This is a genomic window from Xanthomonas sp. NCPPB 2864, from assembly GCF_056675615.1.
The window spans coordinates 739,953-765,793 of record NZ_JBWWVS010000002.1; the positions used below are offsets into that span (position 1 = coordinate 739,953).

Consider the following 25,841-nt stretch of genomic DNA (forward strand, 5'->3'; position numbering starts at 1 on the left):
TGTGCCGGCGGTCGCGCCGGACGGGCCTTGCATACGCGGCAGTACAGACGCCGGGGCGATTTCGCACGTATCATCCCGGCTCGATTTTTGTAGGCAGCAACGCGTGACCGAATCCACTCTCGCCTTCGTGTTCCCCGGCCAGGGCTCGCAGTCCCTGGGCATGCTGGCCGAACTGTCCGAGCTGCATCCGCAGATCCGCGAAACCTTCGCCGAAGCCTCCGAAGGCGCCGGCGTCGACCTGTGGGCGCTGTCCCAGGGCGGTCCGGAAGAGATGCTCAACCGCACCGAGTACACCCAGCCGGCCTTGCTGGCCGCTGGCGTGGCGGTGTGGCGGCTGTGGAATGCGCAGCGCGGGCAGCGCCCGGCGGTCCTGGCCGGGCACAGCCTGGGCGAATACACCGCGCTGGTCGCTGCCGGCGCGCTGTCGCTGCACGACGGCGCGCACCTGGTCCGGCTGCGCGGCCAGTTCATGCAGGCCGCTGCGCCGGCCGGTGTCGGTGCGATGGCGGCGGTGCTGGGCGCCGAGGATGCGCTGGTGCTGGAGGTCTGTGCCGAGGCGGCAGGCAGCCAGGTGGTGGTGCCGGCCAATTTCAACTCGCCCGGTCAGATCGTGATCGGCGGCGATGCGGCGGCGGTGGATCGCGCGCTGGCCCTGCTGGCCGAGCGCGGCGTGCGCAAGGCGGTCAAGCTGGCGGTGAGCGTGCCCTCGCATACCCCGTTGATGCGCGATGCCGCCAACCAGCTCGCCGAAGCGATGGCCGGGCTGAGCTGGCACGCGCCGCAGATTCCGGTGGTGCAGAACGTCGATGCGCGCGTGCACACCGGCAGCGATGCGATCCGCCAGGCGCTGGCCGAGCAGCTGTACCTGCCGGTGCAGTGGACCGGCTGCGTGCAGGCGCTGGCCGCCCAGGGCATCACCCGGGTCGCCGAATGCGGCCCCGGAAAGGTGCTGAGCGGGCTGATCAAGCGCATCGACAAGAGCCTGGACGCCCGTCCGCTGGCCACGCCTGCCGATTACGCCGGCGCGCTCGAGGCGTGGACGCACTGATTCGACGCACCTGCCGGCGCTGCCGGCAGCCCTCACCGTTCGCGGCTGCGGTCGCGAGCTCCCCACTCGAGGAACAGCATTCATGAGCAAGCCTCTGCAGGGCGAGATCGCCCTCGTTACCGGTGCCAGTCGCGGCATCGGCGCGGCCATCGCCGATACGCTGGCCGCCCAGGGCGCCACCGTGATCGGCACCGCGACCTCGGCCTCCGGCGCTGCGGCGATCGGCGCGCGCCTGGCTGCCCAGGGCGGCCACGGCCGCGAGCTCAACGTCACCGACGCCGCGGCGGTCGATGGCCTGATCGATGCGATCGGCAAGGAGTTCGGCGCGATCTCGATCCTGGTCAACAACGCCGGCATCACCCGCGACAACCTGTTGATGCGGATGAAGGACGACGACTGGCAGGCGATCATCGACACCAACCTGACCAGCGTGTTCCGCACCTCCAAGGCGGTGATGCGCGGCATGATGAAGGCGCGCAAGGGCCGCATCGTCAACATCGCCTCGGTGGTGGGCGTGACCGGCAACCCCGGCCAGACCAACTACGCCGCGGCCAAGGCCGGCATCATCGCGTTCTCCAAGTCGCTGGCCAAGGAAATCGGTTCGCGCGGGGTCACCGTGAATGTGGTGGCGCCCGGCTTCATCGATACCGACATGACCAAGGCGCTGCCGGAGGAGGCCAAGGCCGACCTGCTGCAGCAGATCGCGCTCGGGCATCTGGGCGCGCCGGAAGACATCGCCAACGCGGTGGCATTCCTGGCCGGCCCGAGCGCCGGTTACATCACCGGTGAGACCCTGCACGTCAACGGCGGCATGTACATGCCGTGAGCGTGCGGCGCCGGGAGGCGCTAAGTGGCTGATCGGCCGGGACTTGTGATGCAATGCAAGGCTCGGTCGCTTCCACTACACTATCCAACGCGGCCATCGCAGCCCGATGGCGTTTTTTTCGTACCACCACTACTCCATCTGGAGCGATATCCCCAATGAGCACCATCGAAGAACGCGTCAAGAAAATCGTCGTCGAACAACTCGGCGTCAAGGAAGAGGAAGTCACCACCAGCGCATCGTTCGTCGATGACCTGGGTGCCGACTCGCTGGACACCGTCGAGCTGGTGATGGCGCTGGAAGAAGAGTTCGAGTGCGAGATCCCGGACGAAGAGGCTGAGAAGATCACCTCGGTCCAGCAGGCGATCGACTACGTCAAGGCTCACGTCAAGAGCTGATGCGTTGTTCCTGACGGCGGTGGCGTGCGTCAAGCCGCTGCTGCGTCAGACATTCCATGGGGCCGCTGATGCGGCCCTGTGTTTTTCAAGCGTCATCCGCAAACTGCAAGCACCGTCCGTTCCGTGGTGAGGAGATCTGCAATGAGTCGTCGTGTTGTCGTTACCGGCATGGGCATGGTGTCGCCGCTGGGCAATGATCTGGCCACCAGCTGGGATGGAATCATCCACGGGCGCTCAGGCATCGGCCCGATCACGCAGATCGATGCCTCGCAGTTCACCACCAAGATCGCCGGCGAGATCAAGAATTTCGACCCCACGCTTTTTGTGTCCGCCAAGGACGTCAAGAAGATGGATTCGTTCATCCATTACGGTGTCGGTGCCTCGTTCATGGCGCTGGACGACTCCGGCCTGGAAATCGACGAAAGCAATGCCGAACGCGTTGGTGCCATTCTCGGCTCCGGCATCGGCGGGCTGCTCGGTATCGAAGAGCAGACCATCAAATTCCACGAGGGCGGCGCGCGCAAGATTTCGCCGTTCTATGTGCCCAGCACCATCATCAACATGCTGCCGGGCCAGGTGAGCCTGATCAAGGGCCTGAAAGGCCCGACCTTCTCGGCCGTATCGGCCTGCGCCACCTCCAACCATTCGATCGGCACCGCGATGCGCATGATCCAGCATGGCGACGCCGATGTGATGCTGGCCGGCGGCGCCGAGCGCGGCTCCTCGCCGAGTTCGGTGGGCGGCTTCTGCGCGATGAAGGCCATGTCCACCCGCAACGACGACCCGACCGGCGCCTCGCGTCCGTGGGACAAGCAGCGCGACGGCTTCGTGCTGGGCGACGGTGCCGGCGTGCTGGTGCTGGAAGAGTACGAACACGCCAAGGCGCGTGGCGCGCGCATCTATGCAGAACTGGTCGGCTTCGGCGCCAGCTCCGACGCCTTCCACATGACCGCGCCCAGCGAAGACGGCGAAGGCGCGGCGCGCAGCATGGCTGCGGCGATGCGCGATGCCAAGCTCAATCCCGAGCAGATCGGCTACCTCAACGCGCACGGCACCTCCACGCCGCTGGGCGATCTGGCCGAAACCCTGGCGATGAAGCGCGCGCTGGGCGACCACGCCTACAAGACCATGGTCAGCTCGACCAAGTCGATGACCGGCCACCTGCTCGGCGCGGCCGGCGGCGTGGAAGCGATCTTCTCGGTGATGGCGCTGCATACCGGCATCATTCCGCCGACCATCAATCTGGAAGAGCCCAGCGAAGGCTGCGATCTGGATTACGTGCCGAACGTGGCGCGCGAGGTGCAGGTGGATGCGGTGATGTCCAACGGCTTCGGCTTCGGCGGCACCAACGGCACGCTGGTGTTCAAGCGCGTCTGACGTCCCGGCGCTGGTGTACCGCGAACAATGCTTCGCGGTACACGCCGCACCCAGGTTACGGCGGTCGGACAGGGCGCGTGTACGCGGCCGAACGTCGCTCCGCGAGCTGATCCTTCTCTTCATGTGTGCCCTGCCTCTCTCGCAGGGCGGCGCCTCTTAGCACCCCACGCCCAACCGGCCGATGACGCTCACCAGACCCCTGCACGCCGACATCGACCTGCTGGCGCTGCATCGGCTGGCGCCGCAGCGGTATCCGGCACTGCTCGAATCCACCGCCTCCGGCACCGCGCACGGTCGCTGGGATGTGCTGCTGCTTGCAGACGGCGCACGCCTGCGGCTGGATGCTGATGGGCGCACGCGCGACGGCGATGGACGCGTGCTGGACGGCGGCTTTCTGCAGGCACTGGATGCGGCCTGGCAGGCCGAGCGCGTGCCGCACGATGCGACCAGCCCCTGGCCGTTTCGCGGCGGCTGGGCGGTATTGCTGGATTACGAACTGGCCGCGCAGGTCGAACCGATTCTGCAGTTGCCCACGCGCAGCGATGGCTTGCCGAGCGCACTGGCCTTGCGCGCGCCTGCCGCGGTGCTGCGCGACCGGGTGCAAGGCCGCTGCATCGCGCTGGCCGAGCCGGGCCGCGAGGATCTGCTGACCCGCATCGTCGAGGACATCGCCGCCTGCGCCGCATTGCCACCATTGCCCGGCTGGGTCGGGCCGCTGGCTGTCGATGAGGACGCGCCGGAGCGCTTCACCGCTGCAGTGGAGCGCGTGCTCGATTATCTGCGCGCCGGCGATGTGTTCCAGGCCAATATCTCGCGCGCCTGGCATGCGAGGTTCGCCGCGGCGGTCGATCCGGCGGCGTTGCATGCGCGCCTGCGCGCTGCCAATCCCGCCCCGTTTGCCGGCCTGTTCGTCGCGGCAGGACGCGCGGTGGTGAGTTCCTCGCCGGAGCGGCTGGTGTCGGTGCAGGGCGATGTGGTGCAGACGCGCCCGATCGCCGGCACCCGCGCGCGCTTTGCCGGCGACGACGATGCCGCACGCATCCGCGAGCTGGTCGGCCATCCGAAGGAGCGCGCCGAGCACGTCATGCTGATCGACTTGGAGCGCAACGACCTGGGACGCATCTGCGCGCCCGGCACGGTGGAGGTGGACGAGCTGATGGGCGTGGAAAGCTACGCGCACGTGCACCACATCGTCAGCAATGTACGCGGCCGTCTGCGCGCCGACGTCACTCCGGGCGAGGCGATCGCCGCGGTGTTTCCCGGTGGCACCATCACCGGTTGCCCGAAGGTGCGCTGTATGCAGATCATCGCCGAGCTCGAACGCACCGCGCGGGGTGCCTATACCGGCGCATTCGGCTGGCTCAATCGCGACGGCGACATGGATCTGAATATCCTGATCCGCACCGCCGAGGTGGCCGGGGAGCAGGTGCATTTCCGCACCGGCGCCGGGATCGTGGTGGATTCGGACCCGCAGCGCGAACTGGACGAGACCCGCGCCAAGGCGCGCGGCGTGCTGCGCGCCTTGGACCAGGCATGAGCGCTTCAACGGGACATCACCGGCGCGCGGTATCCTGCGCGGCGCTGGGGCAATGACGAGGTGCGTGTGGCGGTGACTGGCAAACGTGGATGTCTGGCTGTGCTGGGCACGGCCCTGTTGCTCGTGGCGCTGCTGGCCATTGCGGGGCTGGTGGCGTGGCGGCATTACCTGCACTTTGCCGAGACACCGGTGAGCGCGAGCGCGCCCAGCGTGGTGATTGCGCCCGGCGATTCGCTCAAGGCCACGTTGCGCAAATTGCGCGCCGCCGGCGTGGCGCAGGGCACCGATCTGGAATGGCAGTTGCTCGCGCGCCAGGTCGATGCGGCCGGCAAGCTCAAGGTGGGCGAATACGCGCTGGCGCCGGCGCTGTCGCCGCGCGAGCTGCTCGAACGCATGCGCCAGGGCCGGGTGATCCAGTACCGCTTCACCATCGTGGAAGGCTGGAACTTCCGCCAGCTGCGCGCCGCGATCGCCACCGCCACGCCGCTGCAGCAATCCATCGCTGCGCTGGACGATGCGGCGTTGATGGCGCGGCTGGGGTTCGCCAACCAGCACCCGGAAGGGCGCTTCCTGCCGGAAACCTATCTCTACCAGCGCGGCGACAGCGATCTGGACGTGCTCAAGCGTGCCCACCTGGCCATGGACAAGGCGCTGGCGCAGGCCTGGGAGCAGCGCGCGCCGGATCTGCCGCTCGGCTCGCCGGAACAGGCCTTGATCCTGGCCTCGATCATCGAAAAGGAAACCGCGCTGGGCTCGGAGCGCCCGTTGATTGCCGGCGTGTTCCTGCGCCGCCTGCAGCTGGGCATGAAGCTGCAGACCGACCCCACCGTGATCTACGGCATCGGCAGCAGCTACGACGGCAATATCCGCCGCCGCGACCTGACCACCGATACGCCGTACAACACCTACACCCGTACCGGCCTGACCCCGACGCCGATCGCCATGCCCGGCCGTGAGGCCTTGCTGGCGGCGGTGCGTCCGGCGCCGGGGAATGCCCTGTACTTCGTGGCGGTCGGCGATGGCACCGGCGCGCATGCGTTCTCGGCCACCCTGGCCGAACACAATGCCGCGGTGGCGCGTTACCTGCAGCGCCGTCGCCTGCCGCAACCGGAGTCCACTCCATGACCACTGCGTTTTCACCCTGGCAGCAGCGCGCCTACGACCAGACGCTGGCGGCACTGGACGCCGGCCGGCTCGGGCACGGCCTGCTGATCTGCGGGCCGGATGGTCTGGGCAAGCGTGCGGTGGCGCTGGCGCTGGCCGAGCATGTGCTGGCCAGTTCGCCGGACCCGGCGCTGGCGCAGCGCAGCCGGCAGCTGATCGCGGCCGGAACCCACCCGGACCTGCAGCTGATCTCGTTCATTCCCAACCGCACCGGCGACAAGCTGCGCACCGAGATCGTGATCGAGCAGGTACGCGAAATTTCGCAAAAGCTGTCGCTGACCCCGCAATACGGCATCGCCCAGATCGTGATCGTCGACCCGGCCGATGCGATCAATCGCGCCGCCTGCAACGCCTTGCTCAAGACGCTGGAAGAACCCTCGCCGGGGCGCTACCTGTGGTTGATCAGCGCGCAGCCGGCGCGCCTGCCGGCAACCATCCGCAGCCGCTGCCAGCGTCTGGAATTCAAGCTGCCGCCCGCGCACGAGGCGCTGGCCTGGCTGCTGTCGCAAGGTGTCGACGAGCGGGCTGCACAGGACGCGCTGGATGCCGCACGCGGTCATCCGGGGCTTGCGGCGCAGTGGCTGCGCGAGGACGGCCTGGCGGTGCGCCGTGCGGTGGCGCAGGACCTGGAGCAGATCGCCGCCGGGCGCGCCAGCGCAGTGGATATCGCGCAGCGCTGGACCAACGACGGCCAGGCCGACCAACGTCTGCGCCACGCGGCAGACCTTGCACTGGCACAGGCATCGGCCGGCTTGACCGATCCATCGCGGTTGCACAAGCTGGCGACCTGGTTCGACGCCGCCAATCGCACCCGCGACCTGCTGCGCACCACCGTCCGCGCCGATCTGGCGGTGACGGAATTGTTGCTGGCCTGGCGCGAGGGAGAGCGTCCGGCACGTTCTAGGGGAACTCGATGAGTGCAATGAATGCACGCCAGGGCATCTTGTCGCTGGCGTTGAAGGACAAGCCGGCGCTCTACAGCGCCTACATGCCGTTCGTGAAAGGCGGCGGCATCTTCGTGCCCACGCCCAAGCGCTACATGCTCGGCGACGAAGTCTTCCTGCTGCTGACCCTGCCGGACTCCAGCGAACGCCTGCCGGTGGCCGGCAAGGTGGTCTGGACCACCCCGGCTGGCGCGCAGGGCAACCGCGCGGCCGGCATCGGCGTGCAGTTCCCGGACGGCCCGGAAGGCGAGGGCGTGCGCAACAAGATCGAGATGTTGCTGGCGGGCCTGACGACCTCGGACAAGCCGACGCATACGATGTGAGGCGGGTGCGGGTGCGCGCGATCGCAACCGTGTTGGACGCGGGACATCGAAGCTGCGCATCGGGCGTTTGAACGGCGCCGAATCGAACGCCGCGTCATCGCTGCCAGCTAGCGCGAATGCCGCGCCCGGTCATCGGAGCGCGGCGTTTTCGACCGCATCATCGTCGCAGTGGATGAACCTGTTGACGATCGCCACAGCTGCCCTATAATGTGCGGCTCGCGTCATCGGGCGGTTAGCTCAGCGGTAGAGCATTGCCTTCACACGGCAAGGGTCACAAGTTCGAACCTTGTACCGCCCACCATCGAAACCCAGCAACAGCAAGGGTTTCAGCGCGAGAAGAAGAGCCGGCCATGGGCCGGCTTTTTTGTTGTCCTGCAGTGTCCTGCAAAGCCTGGGCACCTGGCTCGGTTGAAGTGCTGGTATGGACGTGGCCGATGCCGTCGAATCGTCGTTGTCGCCGACATCCGTGCGAGTCGAGTGCATGGCCTGTTGATTCAGTGATTTGTTCAAGTCGCTGACAGCCGTGTTCATCCGGTTGTGCCTGCTTGTTGCAGGCTCGGGAACGAATCGCCATCCTGCAATCCCCCGCGTTGAAGAAGGAGTGGCGATGAAGGCGCTGCTTGGAAGTGCTCTGGTTGCAATGATGCTGCTGGCGGGCTGTGCCCGTGACGTGGGCGAGCAGTACGTGGGCAAGTGGGTCAACATGAAGTCGGAGAAGAACGTGCTCAGCATCGAGCACAACGGCGAGAGCTTCATCATTCGCGACACCACGCCGGAGCTGCTGGGCGGTGGCGTCAAGACAAGGAATCATCCGGCGATCTTGAACAAGGGCGTGCTGCAGGTATCCAACGCCGATGGCACCGTCAACTACGCGATCGACCAGGCGACCGGGCACCTGAGCACGGGCGATACCGAATACACGCGGGTCAAGTGATCGCTGCGCGCTCGCTCACTAGGTGAGTGCTGGGTGGCGTGCTGCATCTGCGGCGGGATCGCATCACCAACGTCGCGCCGACCCTGTCGTGTGATCGTGTCGCATGACCGGTCGCCGCCGACCGCCAGTCTTGCGTGCTGACGACTCGCCGACCAACCTCTGCGCTTGCGGCCCGAGCGCGCAAGCCAAAGCCCGCAGCTGCATCTCAAGCAGGCGATGCCGACGCGTGCGCCTGCATCCAGCGCCACAACGTCGTGCGCGAGACGCCGAGCGCCTGGGCGGCGAGGGCGCGATTGCCGTTTGCGCGATCGAGCGCGGCGCGGACCGCTGCGGCAGTGAGTTGCATGCGCGAGGTTGCAAGATCGCTGTGTTCGGGGGGCGCCACGCTGCCGCCAATGCGCATGTCGAACAGCTCGGGTGCCCAGCGTTGCAATTGATCCAGGTCCAGGCTGTCGTGCGGTTGGGCCTTCCAGTGGATGCACAGGCGTTCGACCAAGTTGCGTAGTTCGCGCACGTTGCCCGGCCAGGTGTGCTGTTGCAGCCGCTGCAGCGCTGCTGGAGACAATGGCGACGGCAGCGCGCCGAGTTGCTGGAAGTAATGTGCCAGCAACAAGGCGATCTCGTGGGGGCGATGACGTAGCGGCGGCAGGGCGATGCGTAACGCTGCCAGGCGATAAAAAAGGTCGCGGCGGAAGCGCCCCTGTTCGACCAGGGCCTGCAATGGTTGCAGGCTGGCGGCGATGACGCGTATGTCGACGGCGACCGGCAGTGTGGCGCCGACACGCAGCACTTCGCGCTCTTCCAGCACGCGCAACAGGCGTGTCTGCAGCGGCATCGGCAGTTCGCCGATCTCGTCGAGAAACAGCGTGCCGTCCTGCGCGGCTTCGATCAGGCCGACATGGCCGCCGCGGCGTGCGCCGGTAAAGGCGCCGTCGCTGTAGCCGAACAATTCCGCTTCCAGCAGCGATTCGCTGATGGCGCCGCAGTTGATGGCGACGAAACGGCCGCGCCGTCGGCTGCCGGCATGCAACTGGCGCGCGACCAGTTCCTTGCCGGTGCCGGTCTCGCCGCTGATCAATACGGTGCCCGGATGCGGGGCGTACAGCTGCACCAGCTCGCGCACATGCACGATTGCGGCGTCTTCGCCAAGCAATGCGTCGGTGCGCCGCACCCGGCGCGTGCCGGTGCGGCTGCCGCCGCGCTCGTTGCCGGGTGCGGTACCCAGCGCGATGGCGTGCTCGAGCGCCAGGCGGACCGAATCTGCCGAATACAGCAGCACGCCGGGCAGGCCAGCCTGCTCGGCGAAATCGATCGCCATGCCGGTGCCGACGATGACCTGGATGCCGCTGGCGCGCAGGTCGGCAATGCAGTCGCGCGCGTCTTCGGCGGTGACGAAGCGGCGGTGCTCGATGTCGAGGTCGAAGCTGTCCTGGAAGGCGCGGAACGAGGGCACGTCGGTGGCGTGGGTGACCACGCCGATGCGCGGTGCGATGCGGCGTGCGCGCGCCAGCGCTTCCATCAGATCGAACCCGGTGGCCTGGATCGGCGCCAGTGGCAGTGCGAGCCGGCTACGCAGATAGGCGGCATTGGAGCCGCCGGCGACCAGTACGTCGCAGCGCTCGCGGCGCAGGCGCTGGCCGATGACCTCCACCGCCTCGGCAAAACCGAGGTTGACCTGCTCGATGCGCGCGCGCTGGTCGAACTCGGGGATGACGTCGGCCAGCAGGCCGGTCAGGCGAGAGACGCTGACGGTCCAGATGACCGGTGGAGAGGGCTCCATCGGCTCGGTAAACCTGGGGCTGCGCATCGTTGGTGCCACGTTGCAAAGATGTTGCATGCTGCGCGCTGCGTTTCGGGTTTGCAACAAATGGTTTGCCCTGGCCGAATGAAATCAATGGCTTGGCGTTGGCATGCCATTTGCGCCTAATCCCGTATCCCACCTCTGGAATCGCCATGACGTCCTCACCCACCGCTTCCGCCGGCACGCGCTTCCGCGCTGCGCTGGCTGCCGAATCGCCGCTGCAGGTGATCGGCGCGATCAATGCCAACCATGCGCTGCTGGCGCAGCGTGCCGGCTACCAGGCCATCTACCTGTCTGGCGGCGGTGTAGCGGCCGGTTCGCTGGGGCTGCCGGACCTGGGCATCAACACGCTGGAAGACGTGCTGATCGACGTGCGCCGCATCACCGATGTCTGCGAGCTGCCGCTGCTGGTGGACGTGGACACCGGCTTCGGGCCGAGCGCGTTCAACATCGAGCGCACCATCAAGTCGCTGATCAAGGCGGGCGCAGCCGGCTGCCATATCGAGGACCAGGTCGGCGCCAAGCGTTGCGGGCATCGGCCGGGTAAGGAGATCGTCAGCCAGGCCGAGATGGTCGACCGGGTCAAGGCGGCGGCCGATGCCAAGACCGATGCGGCGTTCTTCCTGATTGCGCGCACCGATGCGATCCAGATGGAAGGCGTGGATGCGGCGATCGAGCGCGCGATCGCCTGCGTGGAAGCCGGTGCCGACGGCATCTTTGCCGAAGCCGCGTACGACCTGGACACCTACAAGCGTTTTGTCGATGCAGTGGGCGTGCCGGTGCTGGCCAACATCACCGAATTCGGCAAGACACCGCTGTTTACGCGCGACCAGCTTGCGCAGGCCGGTGTGGCGATCCAGCTGTTTCCGCTGTCGGCATTCCGCGCTGCCAACAAGGCGGCCGAGGCGGTCTATACCGCGATTCGGCGCGATGGCCATCAGCAGGCCGTGCTGGACACCATGCAGACGCGCGAAGAGCTGTACGAGCGCATCGGCTACCACGGCTACGAGCAGCGCCTGGACGCGTTGTTTGCACGCAAAGGCGCATGATCGCGCCTTGCTGCGTGCAGGTTTGGCCACTTCATCCGTGACACCGCAACACGACACCGTTTGGGAGCGCATCGCATGAACGACACCGTCAATCCCGGCTTCAAGCCGAAGAAATCCGTCGCACTGTCCGGCACTGCTGCAGGCAACACCGCGCTGTGCACGGTGGGCCGCAGCGGCAACGATCTGCATTACCGTGGCTACGACATCCTGGATCTGGCCACCACCAGCGAGTTTGAGGAAATTGCCTATCTGCTGGTGCACGGCAAGCTGCCCAACGACGGCGAACTGCGCGGTTACAAGGCCAAGCTGCGCTCGCTGCGCGGCGTGCCGGCGGCAGTGAAAACCGCACTGGAGCAGCTGCCGCCGTCGGCGCATCCGATGGATGTGATGCGCACCGGGGTGTCGGTGCTGGGCTGCCTGCAGCCGGAAAAGGACGATCACAATCATCCCGGCGCGCGCGATATCGCCGACAAGCTGATGGCCTCGCTGGGATCGATGCTGCTGTACTGGTACCACTACAGCCACAACGGCAAGCGCATCGAGGTGGAAACCGACGACGACTCGATCGGCGGGCACTTCCTGCATCTGCTGCACGGGTTCGCGCCGAAGGACTCGTGGGTGCGTGCGATGCACACCAGCCTGATCCTGTACGCCGAGCACGAGTTCAATGCCTCCACGTTTGCAAGCCGGGTGATCGCCGGCACCGGCAGCGACATGTACAGCGCCATTGCCGGCGGCATCGGCGCGTTGCGCGGGCCCAAGCATGGCGGCGCCAACGAGGTGGCCTTCGAGGTGCAGAAGCGCTACGACACCCCGGACGAGGCCGAGGCCGACATCAAGGCGCGTGTGGAACGCAAGGAAGTGGTGATCGGCTTCGGGCACCCGGTCTACACCGTGTCCGATCCGCGCAACAAGGTGATCAAGGAGGTGGCGCGCGAACTCTCCGATGAGCAGGGCAGCCGCAAGATGTACGACATCGCCGAGCGCCTGGAGACGGTGATGTGGGACATCAAGAAGATGTTCCCCAACCTGGATTGGTTCAGTGCGGTCAGCTACCACATGATGGGCGTGCCGACGGCGATGTTTACGCCGCTGTTCGTGCTGGCGCGCACTGCCGGGTGGAGCGCGCACATCATCGAGCAGCGCATGGACGGCAAGATCATTCGTCCCTCGGCCAATTACACCGGCCCGGAAGATCAGGTCTTCGTACCGCTGGATCAACGCTCCTGAGGACGCGCCAGCGGTTGGATTGATCCACCACGATCGCCTTCGCTCAACGAAGGCGATCAGACGATGGCAACCGCAACGAGAGATGGCAGTCCCCCCCACGCCGGAAATCCTGAATCCGATTCCCGATTCCCGATTCCCGATTCCCGATTCCCGAATCCCGAAATACCCCCCGCCCGCTTCGATATCGCCAGCCATGAACAGCCAGTACCGCAAGCCCTTGCCGGGCACCTCGTTGGACTACTTCGATGCACGCGCCGCCGTGGATGCGCTGCAACCCGGCGCCTATGCAACGCTGCCGTACACCGCACGTGTGCACGCGGAGAATCTGGTGCGGCGCGCCGAACCGCAGATGCTGGAGGCGTACCTGCGCCAGCTGATCGAGCGCAGGCGCGAACTGGATTTTCCGTGGTTTCCGGCGCGGGTGGTCTGTCACGACATTCTGGGGCAGACCGCGCTGGTCGACCTGGCCGGGCTGCGCGATGCGATCGCCGAACAGGGTGGCGACCCGGCGCAGGTCAACCCGGTGGTGCCGGTGCAGTTGATCGTCGATCACTCGCTGGCGGTGGAATACGCCGGTTTCGACAAGCAGGCCTTCGCCAAGAATCGCAGCGTGGAAGATCGGCGCAACGCCGACCGCTTCCATTTCATCGAGTGGACCAAGCGCGCATTCGAAAACATGGAAGTGATTCCGCCGGGCAACGGGATCATGCATCAGATCAATCTGGAGAAGATGTCGCCGGTGATCTACACGCTCGATGGCGTGGCGTTCCCGGATACCTGCGTAGGCACCGACAGCCACACCCCGCATGTGGATGCGCTGGGTGTGATCGCAGTGGGCGTGGGCGGGCTGGAAGCGGAAAACGTGATGCTGGGGCGCGCCTCGTGGATGCGCCTGCCCGACATCATCGGTGTGGAACTGCTGGGCCGGCCGGCGCCCGGCATTACCGCCACCGACATCGTGTTGGCCCTGACCGAGTTCCTGCGGCAGCAACGTGTGGTCGGTGCCTATCTGGAGTTCTACGGGGCCGGCGCCAGCGCGCTGACCATCGGCGATCGCGCGACCATCTCCAACATGACGCCGGAGTTCGGTGCCACTGCGGCGATGTTCTATATCGACCAGCAGACGTTGGATTACCTGCGCCTGACCGGGCGCGAGGACGCACAGATCGCCTTGGTGGAGACCTACGCACGCCACACCGGCCTGTGGGCGGATGACCTGGTCACAGCGCAGTACGAGCGTGTGCTGCAGTTCGACCTGTCGAGCGTGGTGCGCAACATGGCCGGGCCATCCAATCCGCACAAGCGCGTGGCCACCAGCGAGCTGGCCGAGCGCGGCATTGCCGGCGTCTGGGATGCCGTGCCGGGCCAGATGCCCGATGGCGCGGTGATCATCGCCGCGATCACTTCGTGCACCAATACCTCCAACCCGCGCAACGTCATTGCCGCAGGCTTGCTGGCGCGCAATGCGAATGCACGCGGATTGACGCGCAAACCCTGGGTGAAGAGTTCGCTGGCGCCGGGTTCCAAGGCGGTGCAGTTGTACCTGGAAGAGGCCGGGTTGCTGGGCGAGCTAGAACAACTGGGTTTCGGCATCGTCGCGTTTGCCTGCACCACTTGTAATGGCATGAGCGGCGCGCTGGACCCTGCGATCCAGCAGGAGATCATCGACCGCGATCTGTATGCCACCGCGGTGTTGTCGGGCAACCGCAATTTCGACGGGCGCATCCATCCGTATGCGAAGCAGGCGTTTCTGGCATCGCCGCCGTTGGTGATTGCCTATGCCATCGCCGGCACGGTGCGCTTCGATATCGAAAAGGATGTGCTGGGCATCGATGCCGATGGCGTGGCGGTGACGCTCAAGGACCTATGGCCGAGCGATACGGAGATCGATGCGGTGGTGGCGCGCAGCGTCAAGCCGGAGCACTTCCGCAGCGTCTACGACCCGATGTTCAAGCGCAGCGCGGGGCAGGGCATCCGCGTCAGTCCGTTGTACGACTGGCGACCGGCCAGCACCTACATCCGGCGCCCGCCGTACTGGGAAGGCGCTCTCGCCGGTGCACGCAGTTTGCAGGGCCTGCGCCCGTTGGCGGTGCTGGGCGACAACATCACCACCGACCATCTGTCGCCGTCGAATGCGATCCTGGCCGGCAGCGCGGCAGGCGAATACCTGGCGCAGATGGGCGTGCCGGAGGAAGACTTCAATTCCTACGCCACCCATCGCGGCGATCACCTCACCGCGCAGCGCGCCACGTTCGCCAACCCCAAACTGGTCAACGAAATGGCGGTGATCGATGGACAGGTCACCGCCGGTTCGTTGACGCGGCTGGAACCGGAAGGGCAGGTGCTGCGCATGTGGGAGGCGATCGAAACCTACATGATGCGCAAGCAGCCGCTGATCATCATTGCCGGTGCCGATTACGGTCAGGGCTCCTCACGCGACTGGGCCGCCAAGGGCGTGCGTCTGGCCGGGGTGGAGGTGATCGTGGCCGAAGGCTTCGAGCGGATCCACCGCACCAACCTAATCGGCATGGGCGTGTTGCCGCTGGAGTTCAAGCCGGGCACCGATCGCAAGACGCTGGGCATCGACGGCAGCGAAACCTTCGATGTGGTCGGCGAGCGCACGCCGGGCGCCACGCTGACGCTGTCGATCCATCGGCGCAACGGCGAGCAGGTGCAGGTGCCGGTCATCTGCCGCCTGGACACCGCCGAAGAAGTGTCCATCTACGAGGCGGGCGGCGTGCTGCAACGGTTTGCGCAGGATTTTCTTGAGAGCCGGGAATCGGGAGTCGGGAATCGAGATTTGTTGAAAACGACATCAGTACCGCAAGCGCACTAGCGTCCATGGCCCTTGCCGTGGGTCTGCCACCCAACCCCATTCTCCAATCCCCAATCCCGGCCCTCCCATGACCCCGCTCCCCCAACTCCGCATCCCGGCCACCTACATGCGTGGCGGCACCAGCAAGGGCGTGTTCTTTCGCCTACAGGATCTGCCCGCCGCCGCGCAGCAGCCCGGGCCTGCGCGCGATGCGTTGTTGCTGCGGGTGATCGGCAGCCCCGATCCGTATGGCAAGCAAATCGATGGCATGGGCGGGGCGACCTCCAGCACCAGCAAGAGCGTGATCGTGTCGGTCAGTGCGCGTGCCGGGCATGATGTGGACTATCTGTTCGGGCAGGTGTCCATCGACAGCGCGTTCGTGGACTGGAGCGGCAACTGCGGCAACCTGTCGGCGGCGGTGGGGCCGTTTGCGATCGCCAATGGCCTGATCGATGCCGCCCGGGTGCCGCGCGACGGCGTGGCGACGGTGCGGATCTGGCAGGCCAATATCGGCAAGACCATTGTGGCGCATGTGCCGATGACCGATGGCCAGGTGCAGGAAACCGGCGACTTCGAACTGGATGGGGTGACCTTTCCTGCCGCCGAAGTGCAGCTGGAATTTCTCGACCCGGCCGACGATGCCGAAGGCGAGGGCGGGGCGATGTTCCCCACCGGCCAGCTGATCGATCAGCTGGAGATTCCCGGCCTGGGCACGATCGCCGCAACGCTGATCAATGCCGGCATCCCGACCATCTTCGTCAACGCGCGCGACCTGGGCTATACCGGTACCGAGCTGCAGGAAGCGATCAATGGCGACCCGCGTGCATTGACGATGTTCGAGACCCTGCGTGCGCACGGCGCGGTGCGGATGGGCTTGATTGCGAAGGTGGAAGACGCAGCGACGCGGCAGCACACGCCGAAGGTGGCGTTCGTGGCGCCGCCGGCCGATTACACCGCCTCTAGCGGCAAGTCGGTACATGCCGCCGAGCTCGATCTGCTGGTGCGCGCGATGTCGATGGGCAAGTTGCATCACGCCATGATGGGCACCGCCGCGGTGGCGATCGGCACCGCGGCCGCGGTGCCCGGCACCCTGGTCAATCTGGCGGCGGGCGGCGCGGCGCGTTCTGCGGTGCGCTTCGGGCATCCCTCCGGGACCTTGCGCGTCGGCGCCGAGGCGCAGCTGGTGGACGGCCAGTGGCAGGTAACCAAGGCGCTGATGAGCCGCAGTGCGCGGGTGCTGATGGAAGGCTGGGTGCGGGTGCCGGTCGACGCCGCCGGGGTCGGCTAACTGCCCGCTGAGACCGGGCAGGCCCCAACGCACAAATTGCATGCGCGTGTTGCATTAATTCGAACGCCTTTTCGAATTCGGAAAACTTTTTCGCACGCGCTCTGCCAAATTTGTGTAAATCGTGTTAATTCTGTTGCAACGCGGCATGCAGATCAGGCCGCTCCGCCAACCGAATTCGGAGTCTTCCCATGTCCGCCAGCCGGTCGCTCAAGATCAGCGCGCTCGCCGTTGCCGTTGCTTCCCTTCTCCCGCTCCATGCCGCTGCCCAGCAGGCGCCCGGCGACGACGGTGTCGTGCGCCTGGACGCGGTCAAGGTCACGGTCGAGCGCCGCTCGGAAGATTCCAAGGACGTACCGGTCTCGGCATCGGTGCTGCGTCCGGAGTTCCTGGATGCCATCTCCACCAGCGGCTCGGATATCCGCGTGCTCGCGGGCAAGGCGCCCAGCCTCAACATCGAGTCGTCCAACGGCCGTGTGTTCCCGCGCGTGTACATCCGCGGCTACGGCAACACCGACTTCAACACCTATGCCTCGCAGCCGGTGTCGCTGATCTATGACGACGTGGTGCAGGAAAATGCATTTCTGAAGGGCTTCCCGATCTTCGATCTGGAAGGCCTGGAAGTGCTGCGCGGCCCGCAGGGCACGCTGTTCGGCCGCAACACGCCGGCCGGCGTGGTCAAGTTCAACTCGGTCAAGCCGGCCATCGGCGCCAATGACGGCTACGCCAGCCTGTCCTACGGCACCTACGGCACCATGACCCTGGAAAGCGGCCTGAGCATCGCCATGGGCGACCATTGGGCGGCGCGTCTGTCCACGCTGGGCCAGCGCCGCGACGACTGGGTGGAAAACCGCGATGGCCGCGATCTGGAAGGCTATACCGACTCGGCCGTGCGCCTGCAGCTGCTGTACCAGGCCAGCGACGATTTCAGCGCCTTGTTCAACGCGCATGCGCGTCACCTTGACGGCACCGCGCGGCTGTTCCGCGCCAACATCATCCAGCCCGGCACCAACCAGCTGGTGGACGGCTTCGACGAAGAGAAGTCCTTCATCGATGGCGCCAACAACCAGGAACTGCAGACCTACGGCGGCAGCGCCAATCTGACCTGGGACCTGGGCGACATCGCGCTGCACTCGATCACTGCCTACGAGGGCATCGGCAAGTACTACAGCCGCGGCGATATCGACGGCGGCTTCGGCGCGGTGTTCGCACCGCCGTCCGGCCCGGGCGTGATTCCGTTCCCGGTGGAAACCGCCGGCGGCATCAAGAGCCTGGACCAGTACAGCCAGGAACTGCGTGCCGAATCGCAATACGAAGGCCCGCTCAACTGGCAGGCCGGCCTGTACTACTTCCACGACGACGTGGAAGGCGAAAACTACACCTACAACACCTTCAGCGGCGGCGATCTGGCCAGCTACCAGCTGACCCGCCAGCGCAATACCTCGTGGGCGGCATTCGGCTCGTTGAACTACGCGGCCACCGATCGCCTGAACCTGCGCGCCGGCATCCGCTACACCTACGACAAGAAGACCTTCGACGTGCTGGCGCTGGACCGCGTCACGCTGGTCGAGCCGTCCAGCGGCGAGACCGACAACTCCAAGGTCACCGGCGATCTGGCCGCCACCTTCGCCATCAACGACGACGTCAACGTGTACGCCCGTGCCGCACGCGGCTTCCGCGGCGCCAGCTTCGGCGTGCCTTCGGGCACCGCGCCGCTGACCGTGGCCGAGCCGGAGACGGTGGATTCGTTCGAGATCGGCATCAAGTCCGACCTGTTCGACAACCGCGCGCGTCTGAGCTTTGACATCTACGATTTCCGCGTCAAGAACCAGCAGCTCACCGCAGTGGGCGGCGTCTCCAACGACGTGCGCCTGCTCAACGCCGACAAGACCAAGGCGCGCGGCGCAGAGTTCGACTTCGAAGCGCTGCTCACCCAGAACCTGCGCGTCACCGCCGGCGGCGCCTACAACTGGACCCGCATCGACGACCCGACCCTGTCGGTGGGCGTGTGCCGCACCTGCACCGTGACCGACCCGCTCAATGCGGCCGGCAACGCCATCATCGACGGCAACGACCTGCCGCAGGCTGCCAAGTGGATGGCCAACGCCACCCTGCGTTACGGCATCCCGATGGGCAACGACGGCGAGCTGTTCTTCTACACCGACTGGTCCTACCGCAGCGAAGTGAACTTCTTCCTGTACGACTCCAAGGAGTTCACCGGCCAGCCGCTGGTCGAGGGCGGCGCCAAGATCGGCTACAACTGGGGCGCGGGCGCGTACGAGTTGTCGGTGTTCTGCCGCAACTGCACCAACCAGATCCGCGTGACCGGTGCGATCGACTTCAACAACCTCACCGGCTTCATCAACGACCCGCGCATCGTCGGTGCGCAGTTCCGCGCCAACTTCTGATCGGCGTCGTGGTGTAGCACTATCGAACCGCCGGCCAACATGCCGGCGGTTTTTTTTATGGTCGCAGGAGTGGATGCATGCAGCGCAGATGGCGAAACATGTGGTGGATGCTGGGGCTGTGGTGTGCGTCGGCAGTGGCATGGGCGCAGACGCCTGCCGCCACTGCGGCGCAGCCAGCGCCCACACCCACGTCGACGTCTCCCGAGTTGCTGGTGGTCTCCACCGATATCGGCGACGACATCGACGATGCGTTTGCGCTCGGGCTGTTGCTGCGTAGCCCGCAGCTGCATGTGCTGGGCATCGCATCGGCCTGGGGCGACACCAGCGTGCGTGCGCAGCTGCTGCAGCGCCTGTTGCAGCAGGCCGGGCGCAGCGAGATTCCGTTGGCGGTGGGCGCACGCACCACCAGCGCGATCCCCTTCAGCCAGGAGCGCTGGGCCGCCAGGGGACAGTTGCCCGGCAAGCTGCCGGATGCGGCGGCGATGATCCTGCAGCAGGCGCGCCTGCACCCTGGCAAGGTGACCTTGCTGATGTTGGGGCCGATGACCGACGCCGCAATGGCGCAGCAGCGCGACCCGGCCGGCTTTGCCAAGCTCAAGCGCATCGTGGCGATGGGCGGGTCGGTGCGCGTCGGCTATGGCAAGTCGGCCTATCGTCCTGCCAGCGCGCCGGCGCCGGAGTACAACATCCTGGCCGATGTACCGGCGGCGCAGCAGGTGTTCGCGGCCGGCGTGCCGATCGTGTTGCTGCCCTTGGACGCCACCCAGATCACGCTGGAAGAACCCGAGCGCATCGCCTTGTTTGCACATGGCGATGGGCTCACCGATGCGCTCACCCAGCTGTACTACCAGTGGCGCAATACCGACCAGCCCTGGGCCAGCGCCACGCCGACCCTGTTCGACGCAGTGCCGGTGGCCTGGCTGCTGCGCCCCGACCTGTGCCCGACCACGCCGCTGCATCTGGACGTCGATGCGCAGGGCTACACCCAAGAAGGCGCAGGCACACCGAACGTGCAGGCCTGCCTGCGTGCGGACAAGCCGGCGTTGATCGACCTGTACATGCGCACGGTGCTGCAGTTGCGCTAGGAGCGGCTGTCAATAATGTGGTGAGTGCCGGCTTGGTGGCGAGTGAAGTGCTTCATCGGCCGCACTTTGGGATGCAGTCAAAAGCCTGGTTGGTCGTGTGCGCGATGCCCTCACCGCTCGCGGGACACGCCGCAAGTACGTCCTTGTAGGCTCGGTGGCGGCATCCATGCCGCCACACGGTCCCGCAATCGGCGAGGACACCGCACCAGAAAATGCGTCGGTTGCTTGGTTGAACGCCTGCTTGTTGCTCTGCTTGTGATGGAACGGTTGTTGGACGCACCATCCTCCGAACAATGCACGCCATGCCCTGTGTGCGCCCCTGCACACCGACCATCTCGACTGGTCCTTGCCCGCCCACCGTCGCGGGACCTTACGCGGCATGGATGCCGCGTAAGAGCCTACATGGACGTACTTGCGGCGTGTCCCGCGATAGTGGGCGGGTAAGGGCCCTGCAGCCAAGCCGCAACTCAGCGCGACCTGCCATGGACCGTCGTCAAACCAGTGCGCTCACCGTCGGTAGGGCACGCAGGTGCCATCGCAGCGCTGGCCCGGTGGCGCGTCATCGCCGCCCATCGGCAAGTCCTTGCGTCGCCCCATGCCAGCATCGGTGACGTGAACGGCATCGCTATACTTGCGTCCTCAGTCATGGGGTAGTGCGAATGGATAGCCGGGAATCAGGGATGAAGTGGTCGGGCACGCGGCGCATGTTGCTGTGGGTGGTCTTGCTGAGCGTGGCGATCGGCGCGGTGGCGTGCAAGCGCAACGAAAGCGGCCAGCTGCCTGTCGCCAGCGGCGAGGCGATCAAGGCCGACAAGCAGGCCATCACCGGTTTTGCGCTGGCGCGCGCCTATCCCGACCAGACCAGCGACGGCCTGTCGCTGGCGCTGGAATTCTCGCGGCCGTTGGTGGGCACGCAGGACTTCGATGCGCTTGTGCGTTTCGAGGAGAAGGTCGGCACCGGCGACAGCAGCTGGACGCTGTCCGACGACGGCAAGACGCTGCGCTACCCGTACGTGGAAGCGGCCAAGGACTACACCGTGCTGGTCGACGCCAACCTGCTGGCCGCTGATGGCAGCCGCCTGGGCAAGCCGCTCAAGCAGAAGGTCTACACCGGCGCGCTCAAGCCGGTGGCCGGGTTCGCTTCGCAAGGCAGCGTGCTGCCGGCACGCGAGAGCCGCGGCCTGCCGGTGGTGTCGGTCAACGTGCCGGAAGTGGACGTGGAGTTCCTGCGCGTGCGCGAGAAGTCGCTGCCGGCGTTCTTCCAGCAGTTCCAGCGCGGCGGTCGTCGCGGCAGCTGGGAGCTGGAGAGCGAATATAACGACAAGCAGCCGTTGTCCAAGCTGGCTGACCCGGTCTACGTCAATCGTTTCATCCTCGGCGGCAAGCAGAACGAGCGCGTGCTGACCTACCTGCCCACGCAGGACATCAAGGAACTGCAGGAGCCGGGCCTGTACTTTGCGGTGATGAAGCGTGCCGGCAGTTTCGACAATGGCTTCGACACCGCGTTCTTCACCGTCAGCGACATCGGCCTGCACACGCGCGCCTACAAGGACAAGCTGTTCGTGCACACCGCCTCGCTGCAAAGCGGCGAGCCGATCAAGAACGTGGAAGTGCGCGTCCTCGATGCCAAGGGTGAGCTGTTCCTCAAGGGCGCCACCGACGGCAACGGCAATGCGCTGCTCAACTACACGCTCGATGCCGGTCACGTGCTGGTGGCGCGCAGCAAGACCGATATCTCGGTGCTGCCGTTCAACCAGCCGGCGCTGGACCTGAGCGAATTTGCGGTTGCCGGGCGCGAGAGCGCCTGGTTCGACGTGTTCGCCTGGGCTGGTCGCGACCTGTATCGCCCCGGCGAGACCATGCGCGTGTCGGCGATCCTGCGCGACAACGACGGCAAGCCGACCAAGCCGCAGCCGGTATTCCTGCGCCTCAAGCAGCCGGACGGCAAGACCTTCCGCGAGACCAAGCTGCAGCCGGGCGAGCAGGGCTATTTCGAGTTCACCCAGCAGATTCCGGCCGATGCGCCGACCGGCCGCTGGCAGGTGGAATTCCGCACCGATCCGGCCAGCAAGGACGCCGTGCAGGGCATGACCGTGCGCGTGGAAGAGTTCCTGCCCGAGCGCATGAAGCTGGATCTGGACAGCACCCAAAAGACCCTGAGCGCCGGCCAGCCGTTCACGCTGGTCGCCAATGCCGCGTACCTGTATGGCGCGCCGGCCGACGGCAACCGCTTCACCGCCAAGCTTGCGGTCAGCGTCGAGCAGCATCCGCTTGAGTCGTTGCCGGGCTGGTTCTTCGGCGACCCCACGCTGGAGCTGCCACGCGAAGCCAAGGACGTGATCGACACCGAGTTCGGCAGCGATGGCGTATTGCGCGAAGACATCGCGCTGCCTGCCGAAGCCAAGCCGGTCAGCACGATTGCGGCGGTGGTCTCGGGCAGCGTGTACGAGACCGGCGGGCGCACCGTCACCCGCAGCGTCAAGCGCGTGCTGTGGCCGGCCAAGGCGCTGGTCGGCGTGCGCCCCCTGTTCGACGACAAGGACGGCACCGACGCCAACGGCACCGCGCGCTTCGAAATCACCCGCGTGGATGCCGATGGCAAGCCGCAACCGGCCAAGGGCCTGAAGGCCACGCTGGTGCGCGAGCTGCGCGATTACCACTGGAACTACACCGACGACCATTGGGATTACGACTTCACCCGCCGCTTCGAGAACAAGGACACGCGCACGCTCGACATCGCCGGCGGCAACGCCAAGCTCGAGGTCCCGGTGGAGTGGGGCGAGTACCGCCTGGATGTGTTCGACCCGGCCACCGGGCTGACCACGCGCTACCCGTTCCGTGCCGGCTGGAGTTGGAACGACGAAAACCGCGGCCTGGACGCGCGCCCGGACAAGGTCAAGCTGGCCTTGGACAAGACCGCCTATCGCGCCGGCGACACGCTCACCGTCACGCTGACCCCGCCGCATGCCGGCAAGGGCGTGCTGCTGGTGGAAAGCGACAAGCTGCTGTACGTGCAGGACATCGACGTCAAGCCGGGCAGCAGCTTCGAAATCCCGGTGACCGACGCGTGGGAACGCCACGATGTCTACGTCACCGCGTTGGTGTTCCGCGGCGGCAGTGCGCCGAGCAAGATCACCCCGGCGCGCGCGGTGGGCGTGGCGTATGTGCCGATGGACCGCAAGGCGCGACGCGTGGCGGTGGGCCTGGCTGTGCCCAAGCAGATGCGCCCCGAGCAGGCGTTGCCGGTGACGGTGAGCGTGCCGGAGCTGGCCGGCAAGGCGGCGCACGTGACCATCTCGGCGGTGGACGTGGGCATCCTCAACATCACCCGCTTCCCGGTGCCCGATGCCAATGCGCAGTTCTTCGCGCAGCGTCGTCTGGGCACCGATGCCTACGACATCTATGGGCGCGTGATCGAGAGCTTCGAAGGCGCCAGCGGCAAGCTCAAGTTCGGCGGCGACATGGCGCTGGAAGCCTTGCCGCAGGCCAAGCGCCCGACCGCGCGCGTGCAGACCGTGGACCTGTTCTCCGGCTCTGTGAAGCTCGATGCCAAGGGCAATGCGCGCGTGCAACTGCCAGTGCCGGATTTCAACGGCACGCTGCGGGTGTCGGCGTTGGTGTATTCGGATACGCGGTTCGGCAACCACGCGGTGGAAACCGTGGTGCGTGCCCCGATCCTGGCCGAGGCCAGCATGCCGCGCGTGATGGCACCGGGCGACCGCAGCACGGTGACGCTGGATGTGCAGAACTTCACCGGCAAGCCGGGCGAGTTCAATGTGCGCGTGGACGGGATCGGCCCGCTGGCCATCGCCGAGGCGGCGCGCAGCGTCAAGCTCGGTGTGGATGCCAAGCAGACGCTGAGCTTCCCGCTGAGCGCCACCGAAGGCTATAGCGTGGCCAAGGTGCGCGTGCGTGTGGACGGCAACGGCTTCAAGGCCGACCGCAGCTACGACCTGCCGGTGCGTGCCGGCTGGCCGCAGGTGTTGCGTGCACAGACGCGCGTGCTCGATCCGTTGGCGCCGATCACCCTGGACAGCGGCTTTGCCGATGGCCTGATGGCTGGCTCGGTGACCGCGCGCATGGTGGTCAGCCCGCTGCCGCCGATTCCGTTCGCCAGCGCCCTGCAGGGGGCGTTGGACTATCCGTATGGCTGCGCCGAGCAGACCACCAGCAAGGGCTACGCCGCACTCTTGCTCGACGATGCCACCGCCAGGGCACTGGGCACCAAGGGGCTGGAGGCGGCCAAGCGCCGCGAGCGCATGGAAGGCGCATTCGGTCGCCTTGCCTCGATGCAGATCGCCAGCGGGCATTTTTCGATGTGGGGCGACGACGGTTACGTCAATCCGGGCCTGACCCCGTACATCGCCGAGTTTCTGCTCGACGCCAAGGACGCCGGTTTTGCGGTGCCCGACAACGTGCTGCAGAAGGCGCTCAATCGGCTCAGCGAGGACCTGCTGTCCGGTGGCAACGAGTTCTACGGGCAGGACCGCCGCGATAGCCTGAAGTTCGCCAACCAGGCCTGGTCCGGCTATGTGCTGGCACGCGTCAACCGCGCCCCGCTGGGCACGCTGCGCGCGTTGTACGACAACCAGCGCGACAAGGCGCTGACCGGTTTGTCGCTGGTGCATCTGGGCGCGGCGTTGTCGCTGCAGGGCGACACCAAGCGTGGGCAGGCGGCGATCAAGGCGGGTTTTGCCAAGGACAGCAGCGAGCGCCCGCCGTACTTCGCCGATTACGGCAGCGCGATCCGCGACGATGCCTTGATGATGGCGCTGCTGCACGAGCGTGGCTTGTCCAAGCCCGAGTACGACACCCGCGCAGTGGCATTGGGCCGCGCGCTGGATGCACGCCGCGCCACCGGCTGGCTGTGGCTGAGCACGCAGGAGCAGGTGGCGCTGGCGCGCTTGGGCAAGGCCTTGATGGTCGGGCAGGGCAAGCAGGTGTCCGGCACCTTGACTGTTGGTGGCGAGACGCAGGAGATTGCGCCGGCACGCCTGTTCGGGCGCAGTTTCGACAGCGCCGCCCTGGCGCGCGGCGTGCAGTTCGCACCGCAGGGCGAGGCACCGATGTACGCCAGCCTGGAAGTGGCCGGCATCCCGCGCAGCGCACCGGAGCCGGACACGAGCAATCTCAGCGTGGAGCGCAGCTGGTACACCACCGATGGCAAACCGTGGACCCCGCGTGCATTGAAGGAAGGCGAAGCGCTGATCGTGCGCGTCACCATCACCGCCAACAGCGACATGCCGGACGCGCTGCTGACCGACCTGCTGCCGGCCGGCCTGGAGATCGAGAACTTCAATCTCGGCGATGCCAAGCAATGGGCCGACGTGGTGGTGGACGGCATCGGCATCAGCGAGCGTTCCAGCGCCGCCGACGTCAAGCACGAAGAATTCCGCGACGACCGCTATGTGGCCGCGCTGGCGCTGTCCTCGGGCAGCAAGGCGCAGCTGTATTACCTGGTGCGCGCAGTCACCCCGGGCACGTACACGGTGCCGCCATCGTTGGTGGAAGACATGTACCGCCCCGAGCTGCGCGGCGTGGGGCGCAGCACGCCAGCGACGATGACGGTGGTGCAGCCGTAGGGCGACAAAGTAGGAGCGCGCTCGCGCGCGATGGGGCG

17 protein-coding genes and 1 tRNA gene are annotated in these 25,841 nt (G+C 66.5%); 17 read left to right on the plus strand and 1 reads right to left on the minus strand.

Annotated elements, in window-relative coordinates; translation table 11 throughout:
* Nucleotides 1-103: 103 nt before the first annotated feature.
* From fabD to AC1KVE_RS08350, 10 genes are all read left to right on the plus strand, one after another.
* Nucleotides 104-1,048 carry an ACP S-malonyltransferase gene (gene fabD, locus AC1KVE_RS08305; RefSeq protein WP_024938453.1) on the plus strand — a complete coding sequence of 315 codons (945 nt, stop codon included), beginning with the start codon at nt 104-106 and terminating at the stop codon, nt 1,046-1,048.
* A gap of 82 nt (nt 1,049-1,130) precedes the next feature.
* Entirely contained in the window at nt 1,131-1,874 is a 744-nt protein-coding gene (fabG, locus tag AC1KVE_RS08310; protein ID WP_481092829.1) for a 3-oxoacyl-ACP reductase FabG, read from the plus strand.
* A gap of 155 nt (nt 1,875-2,029) precedes the next feature.
* A complete protein-coding gene (gene acpP, locus AC1KVE_RS08315; protein ID WP_002814322.1) occupies nt 2,030-2,269 on the plus strand; it encodes an acyl carrier protein in 240 nt (79 codons plus the stop codon).
* A gap of 141 nt (nt 2,270-2,410) precedes the next feature.
* On the plus strand, nt 2,411-3,646 hold the full coding sequence (gene fabF, locus AC1KVE_RS08320) for a beta-ketoacyl-ACP synthase II (protein WP_024938455.1): 1,236 nt from the start codon (nt 2,411-2,413) through the stop codon (nt 3,644-3,646).
* Between the two features lie 181 nt (nt 3,647-3,827).
* On the plus strand, nt 3,828-5,183 hold the full coding sequence (locus tag AC1KVE_RS08325) for an aminodeoxychorismate synthase component I (RefSeq protein ID WP_481092828.1): 1,356 nt from the start codon (nt 3,828-3,830) through the stop codon (nt 5,181-5,183).
* A 60-nt stretch (nt 5,184-5,243) separates the two neighbouring features.
* Nucleotides 5,244-6,308 carry an endolytic transglycosylase MltG gene (gene mltG, locus AC1KVE_RS08330; RefSeq protein WP_154831558.1) on the plus strand — a complete coding sequence of 355 codons (1,065 nt, stop codon included), beginning with the start codon at nt 5,244-5,246 and terminating at the stop codon, nt 6,306-6,308.
* The gene (locus AC1KVE_RS08335) at nt 6,305-7,264 is read left to right on the plus strand and encodes a DNA polymerase III subunit delta' (RefSeq protein WP_024938458.1); all 960 of its coding nucleotides are present in this window, start codon (nt 6,305-6,307) and stop codon (nt 7,262-7,264) included. The genes mltG and AC1KVE_RS08335 overlap by 4 nt, the downstream gene beginning before the upstream one ends.
* Entirely contained in the window at nt 7,261-7,614 is a 354-nt protein-coding gene (locus AC1KVE_RS08340) for a PilZ domain-containing protein (RefSeq protein WP_024938459.1), read from the plus strand. Before AC1KVE_RS08335 ends, AC1KVE_RS08340 begins: the two co-directional genes overlap by 4 nt.
* Before the next feature lie 226 nt (nt 7,615-7,840).
* A tRNA-Val gene (locus tag AC1KVE_RS08345) sits at nt 7,841-7,915 on the plus strand.
* A 306-nt stretch (nt 7,916-8,221) separates the two neighbouring features.
* Nucleotides 8,222-8,548, plus strand: coding sequence for a hypothetical protein (locus AC1KVE_RS08350; protein WP_039523911.1), 327 nt, complete (start codon nt 8,222-8,224; stop codon nt 8,546-8,548).
* Nucleotides 8,549-8,753: 205 nt separating this feature from the next.
* Here the strand turns inward: AC1KVE_RS08350 and prpR are convergent, their stop codons facing one another.
* Nucleotides 8,754-10,355, minus strand: a complete 1,602-nt coding sequence (gene prpR / locus AC1KVE_RS08355; protein WP_481092827.1) for a propionate catabolism operon regulatory protein PrpR — start codon at nt 10,353-10,355, stop codon at nt 8,754-8,756.
* A gap of 146 nt (nt 10,356-10,501) precedes the next feature.
* Between prpR and prpB the strand changes: the two genes are divergently transcribed.
* The 7 genes from prpB (at nt 10,502) to AC1KVE_RS08390 (ending at nt 25,803) form a co-directional block, all read left to right on the plus strand.
* Nucleotides 10,502-11,398 (plus strand): methylisocitrate lyase, encoded by an 897-nt coding sequence (prpB, locus tag AC1KVE_RS08360; protein ID WP_024938462.1) that lies wholly within the window; start codon nt 10,502-10,504, stop codon nt 11,396-11,398.
* A 75-nt stretch (nt 11,399-11,473) separates the two neighbouring features.
* Entirely contained in the window at nt 11,474-12,628 is a 1,155-nt protein-coding gene (gene prpC / locus AC1KVE_RS08365) for a bifunctional 2-methylcitrate synthase/citrate synthase (RefSeq protein WP_115043160.1), read from the plus strand.
* A gap of 193 nt (nt 12,629-12,821) precedes the next feature.
* Nucleotides 12,822-15,464, plus strand: a complete 2,643-nt coding sequence (gene acnD, locus AC1KVE_RS08370; protein WP_481092826.1) for a Fe/S-dependent 2-methylisocitrate dehydratase AcnD — start codon at nt 12,822-12,824, stop codon at nt 15,462-15,464.
* Between the two features lie 67 nt (nt 15,465-15,531).
* Nucleotides 15,532-16,731, plus strand: coding sequence for a 2-methylaconitate cis-trans isomerase PrpF (gene prpF / locus AC1KVE_RS08375; protein ID WP_435013433.1), 1,200 nt, complete (start codon nt 15,532-15,534; stop codon nt 16,729-16,731).
* Nucleotides 16,732-16,919: 188 nt separating this feature from the next.
* The gene (locus tag AC1KVE_RS08380) at nt 16,920-19,136 is read left to right on the plus strand and encodes a TonB-dependent receptor (RefSeq protein ID WP_039523923.1); all 2,217 of its coding nucleotides are present in this window, start codon (nt 16,920-16,922) and stop codon (nt 19,134-19,136) included.
* 107 nt (nt 19,137-19,243) lie between these two features.
* Nucleotides 19,244-20,221 carry a nucleoside hydrolase gene (locus AC1KVE_RS08385; protein WP_481092838.1) on the plus strand — a complete coding sequence of 326 codons (978 nt, stop codon included), beginning with the start codon at nt 19,244-19,246 and terminating at the stop codon, nt 20,219-20,221.
* Nucleotides 20,222-20,901: 680 nt separating this feature from the next.
* Nucleotides 20,902-25,803 (plus strand): alpha-2-macroglobulin family protein, encoded by a 4,902-nt coding sequence (locus tag AC1KVE_RS08390; RefSeq protein WP_481093057.1) that lies wholly within the window; start codon nt 20,902-20,904, stop codon nt 25,801-25,803.
* Nucleotides 25,804-25,841: the final 38 nt, after the last annotated feature.

What these genes read in the sequence shown, in the direction of transcription:
- fabG (WP_481092829.1), top strand. Translation starts at nt 1,131, where the DNA reads ATGAGCAAGCCTCTGCAGGGCGAGATCGCCCTCGTTACCGGTGCCAGT.
- acpP (WP_002814322.1), top strand. Translation starts at nt 2,030, where the DNA reads ATGAGCACCATCGAAGAACGCGTCAAGAAAATCGTCGTCGAACAACTC.
- fabF (WP_024938455.1), top strand. Translation starts at nt 2,411, where the DNA reads ATGAGTCGTCGTGTTGTCGTTACCGGCATGGGCATGGTGTCGCCGCTG.
- AC1KVE_RS08325 (WP_481092828.1), top strand. Translation starts at nt 3,828, where the DNA reads ATGACGCTCACCAGACCCCTGCACGCCGACATCGACCTGCTGGCGCTG.
- AC1KVE_RS08335 (WP_024938458.1), top strand. Translation starts at nt 6,305, where the DNA reads ATGACCACTGCGTTTTCACCCTGGCAGCAGCGCGCCTACGACCAGACG.
- AC1KVE_RS08340 (WP_024938459.1), top strand. Translation starts at nt 7,261, where the DNA reads ATGAGTGCAATGAATGCACGCCAGGGCATCTTGTCGCTGGCGTTGAAG.
- AC1KVE_RS08350 (WP_039523911.1), top strand. Translation starts at nt 8,222, where the DNA reads ATGAAGGCGCTGCTTGGAAGTGCTCTGGTTGCAATGATGCTGCTGGCG.
- prpR (WP_481092827.1), bottom strand. Translation starts at nt 10,355, where the DNA reads ATGCGCAGCCCCAGGTTTACCGAGCCGATGGAGCCCTCTCCACCGGTC.
- prpB (WP_024938462.1), top strand. Translation starts at nt 10,502, where the DNA reads ATGACGTCCTCACCCACCGCTTCCGCCGGCACGCGCTTCCGCGCTGCG.
- prpC (WP_115043160.1), top strand. Translation starts at nt 11,474, where the DNA reads ATGAACGACACCGTCAATCCCGGCTTCAAGCCGAAGAAATCCGTCGCA.
- acnD (WP_481092826.1), top strand. Translation starts at nt 12,822, where the DNA reads ATGAACAGCCAGTACCGCAAGCCCTTGCCGGGCACCTCGTTGGACTAC.
- prpF (WP_435013433.1), top strand. Translation starts at nt 15,532, where the DNA reads ATGACCCCGCTCCCCCAACTCCGCATCCCGGCCACCTACATGCGTGGC.
- AC1KVE_RS08380 (WP_039523923.1), top strand. Translation starts at nt 16,920, where the DNA reads ATGTCCGCCAGCCGGTCGCTCAAGATCAGCGCGCTCGCCGTTGCCGTT.
- AC1KVE_RS08385 (WP_481092838.1), top strand. Translation starts at nt 19,244, where the DNA reads ATGCTGGGGCTGTGGTGTGCGTCGGCAGTGGCATGGGCGCAGACGCCT.
- AC1KVE_RS08390 (WP_481093057.1), top strand. Translation starts at nt 20,902, where the DNA reads ATGAAGTGGTCGGGCACGCGGCGCATGTTGCTGTGGGTGGTCTTGCTG.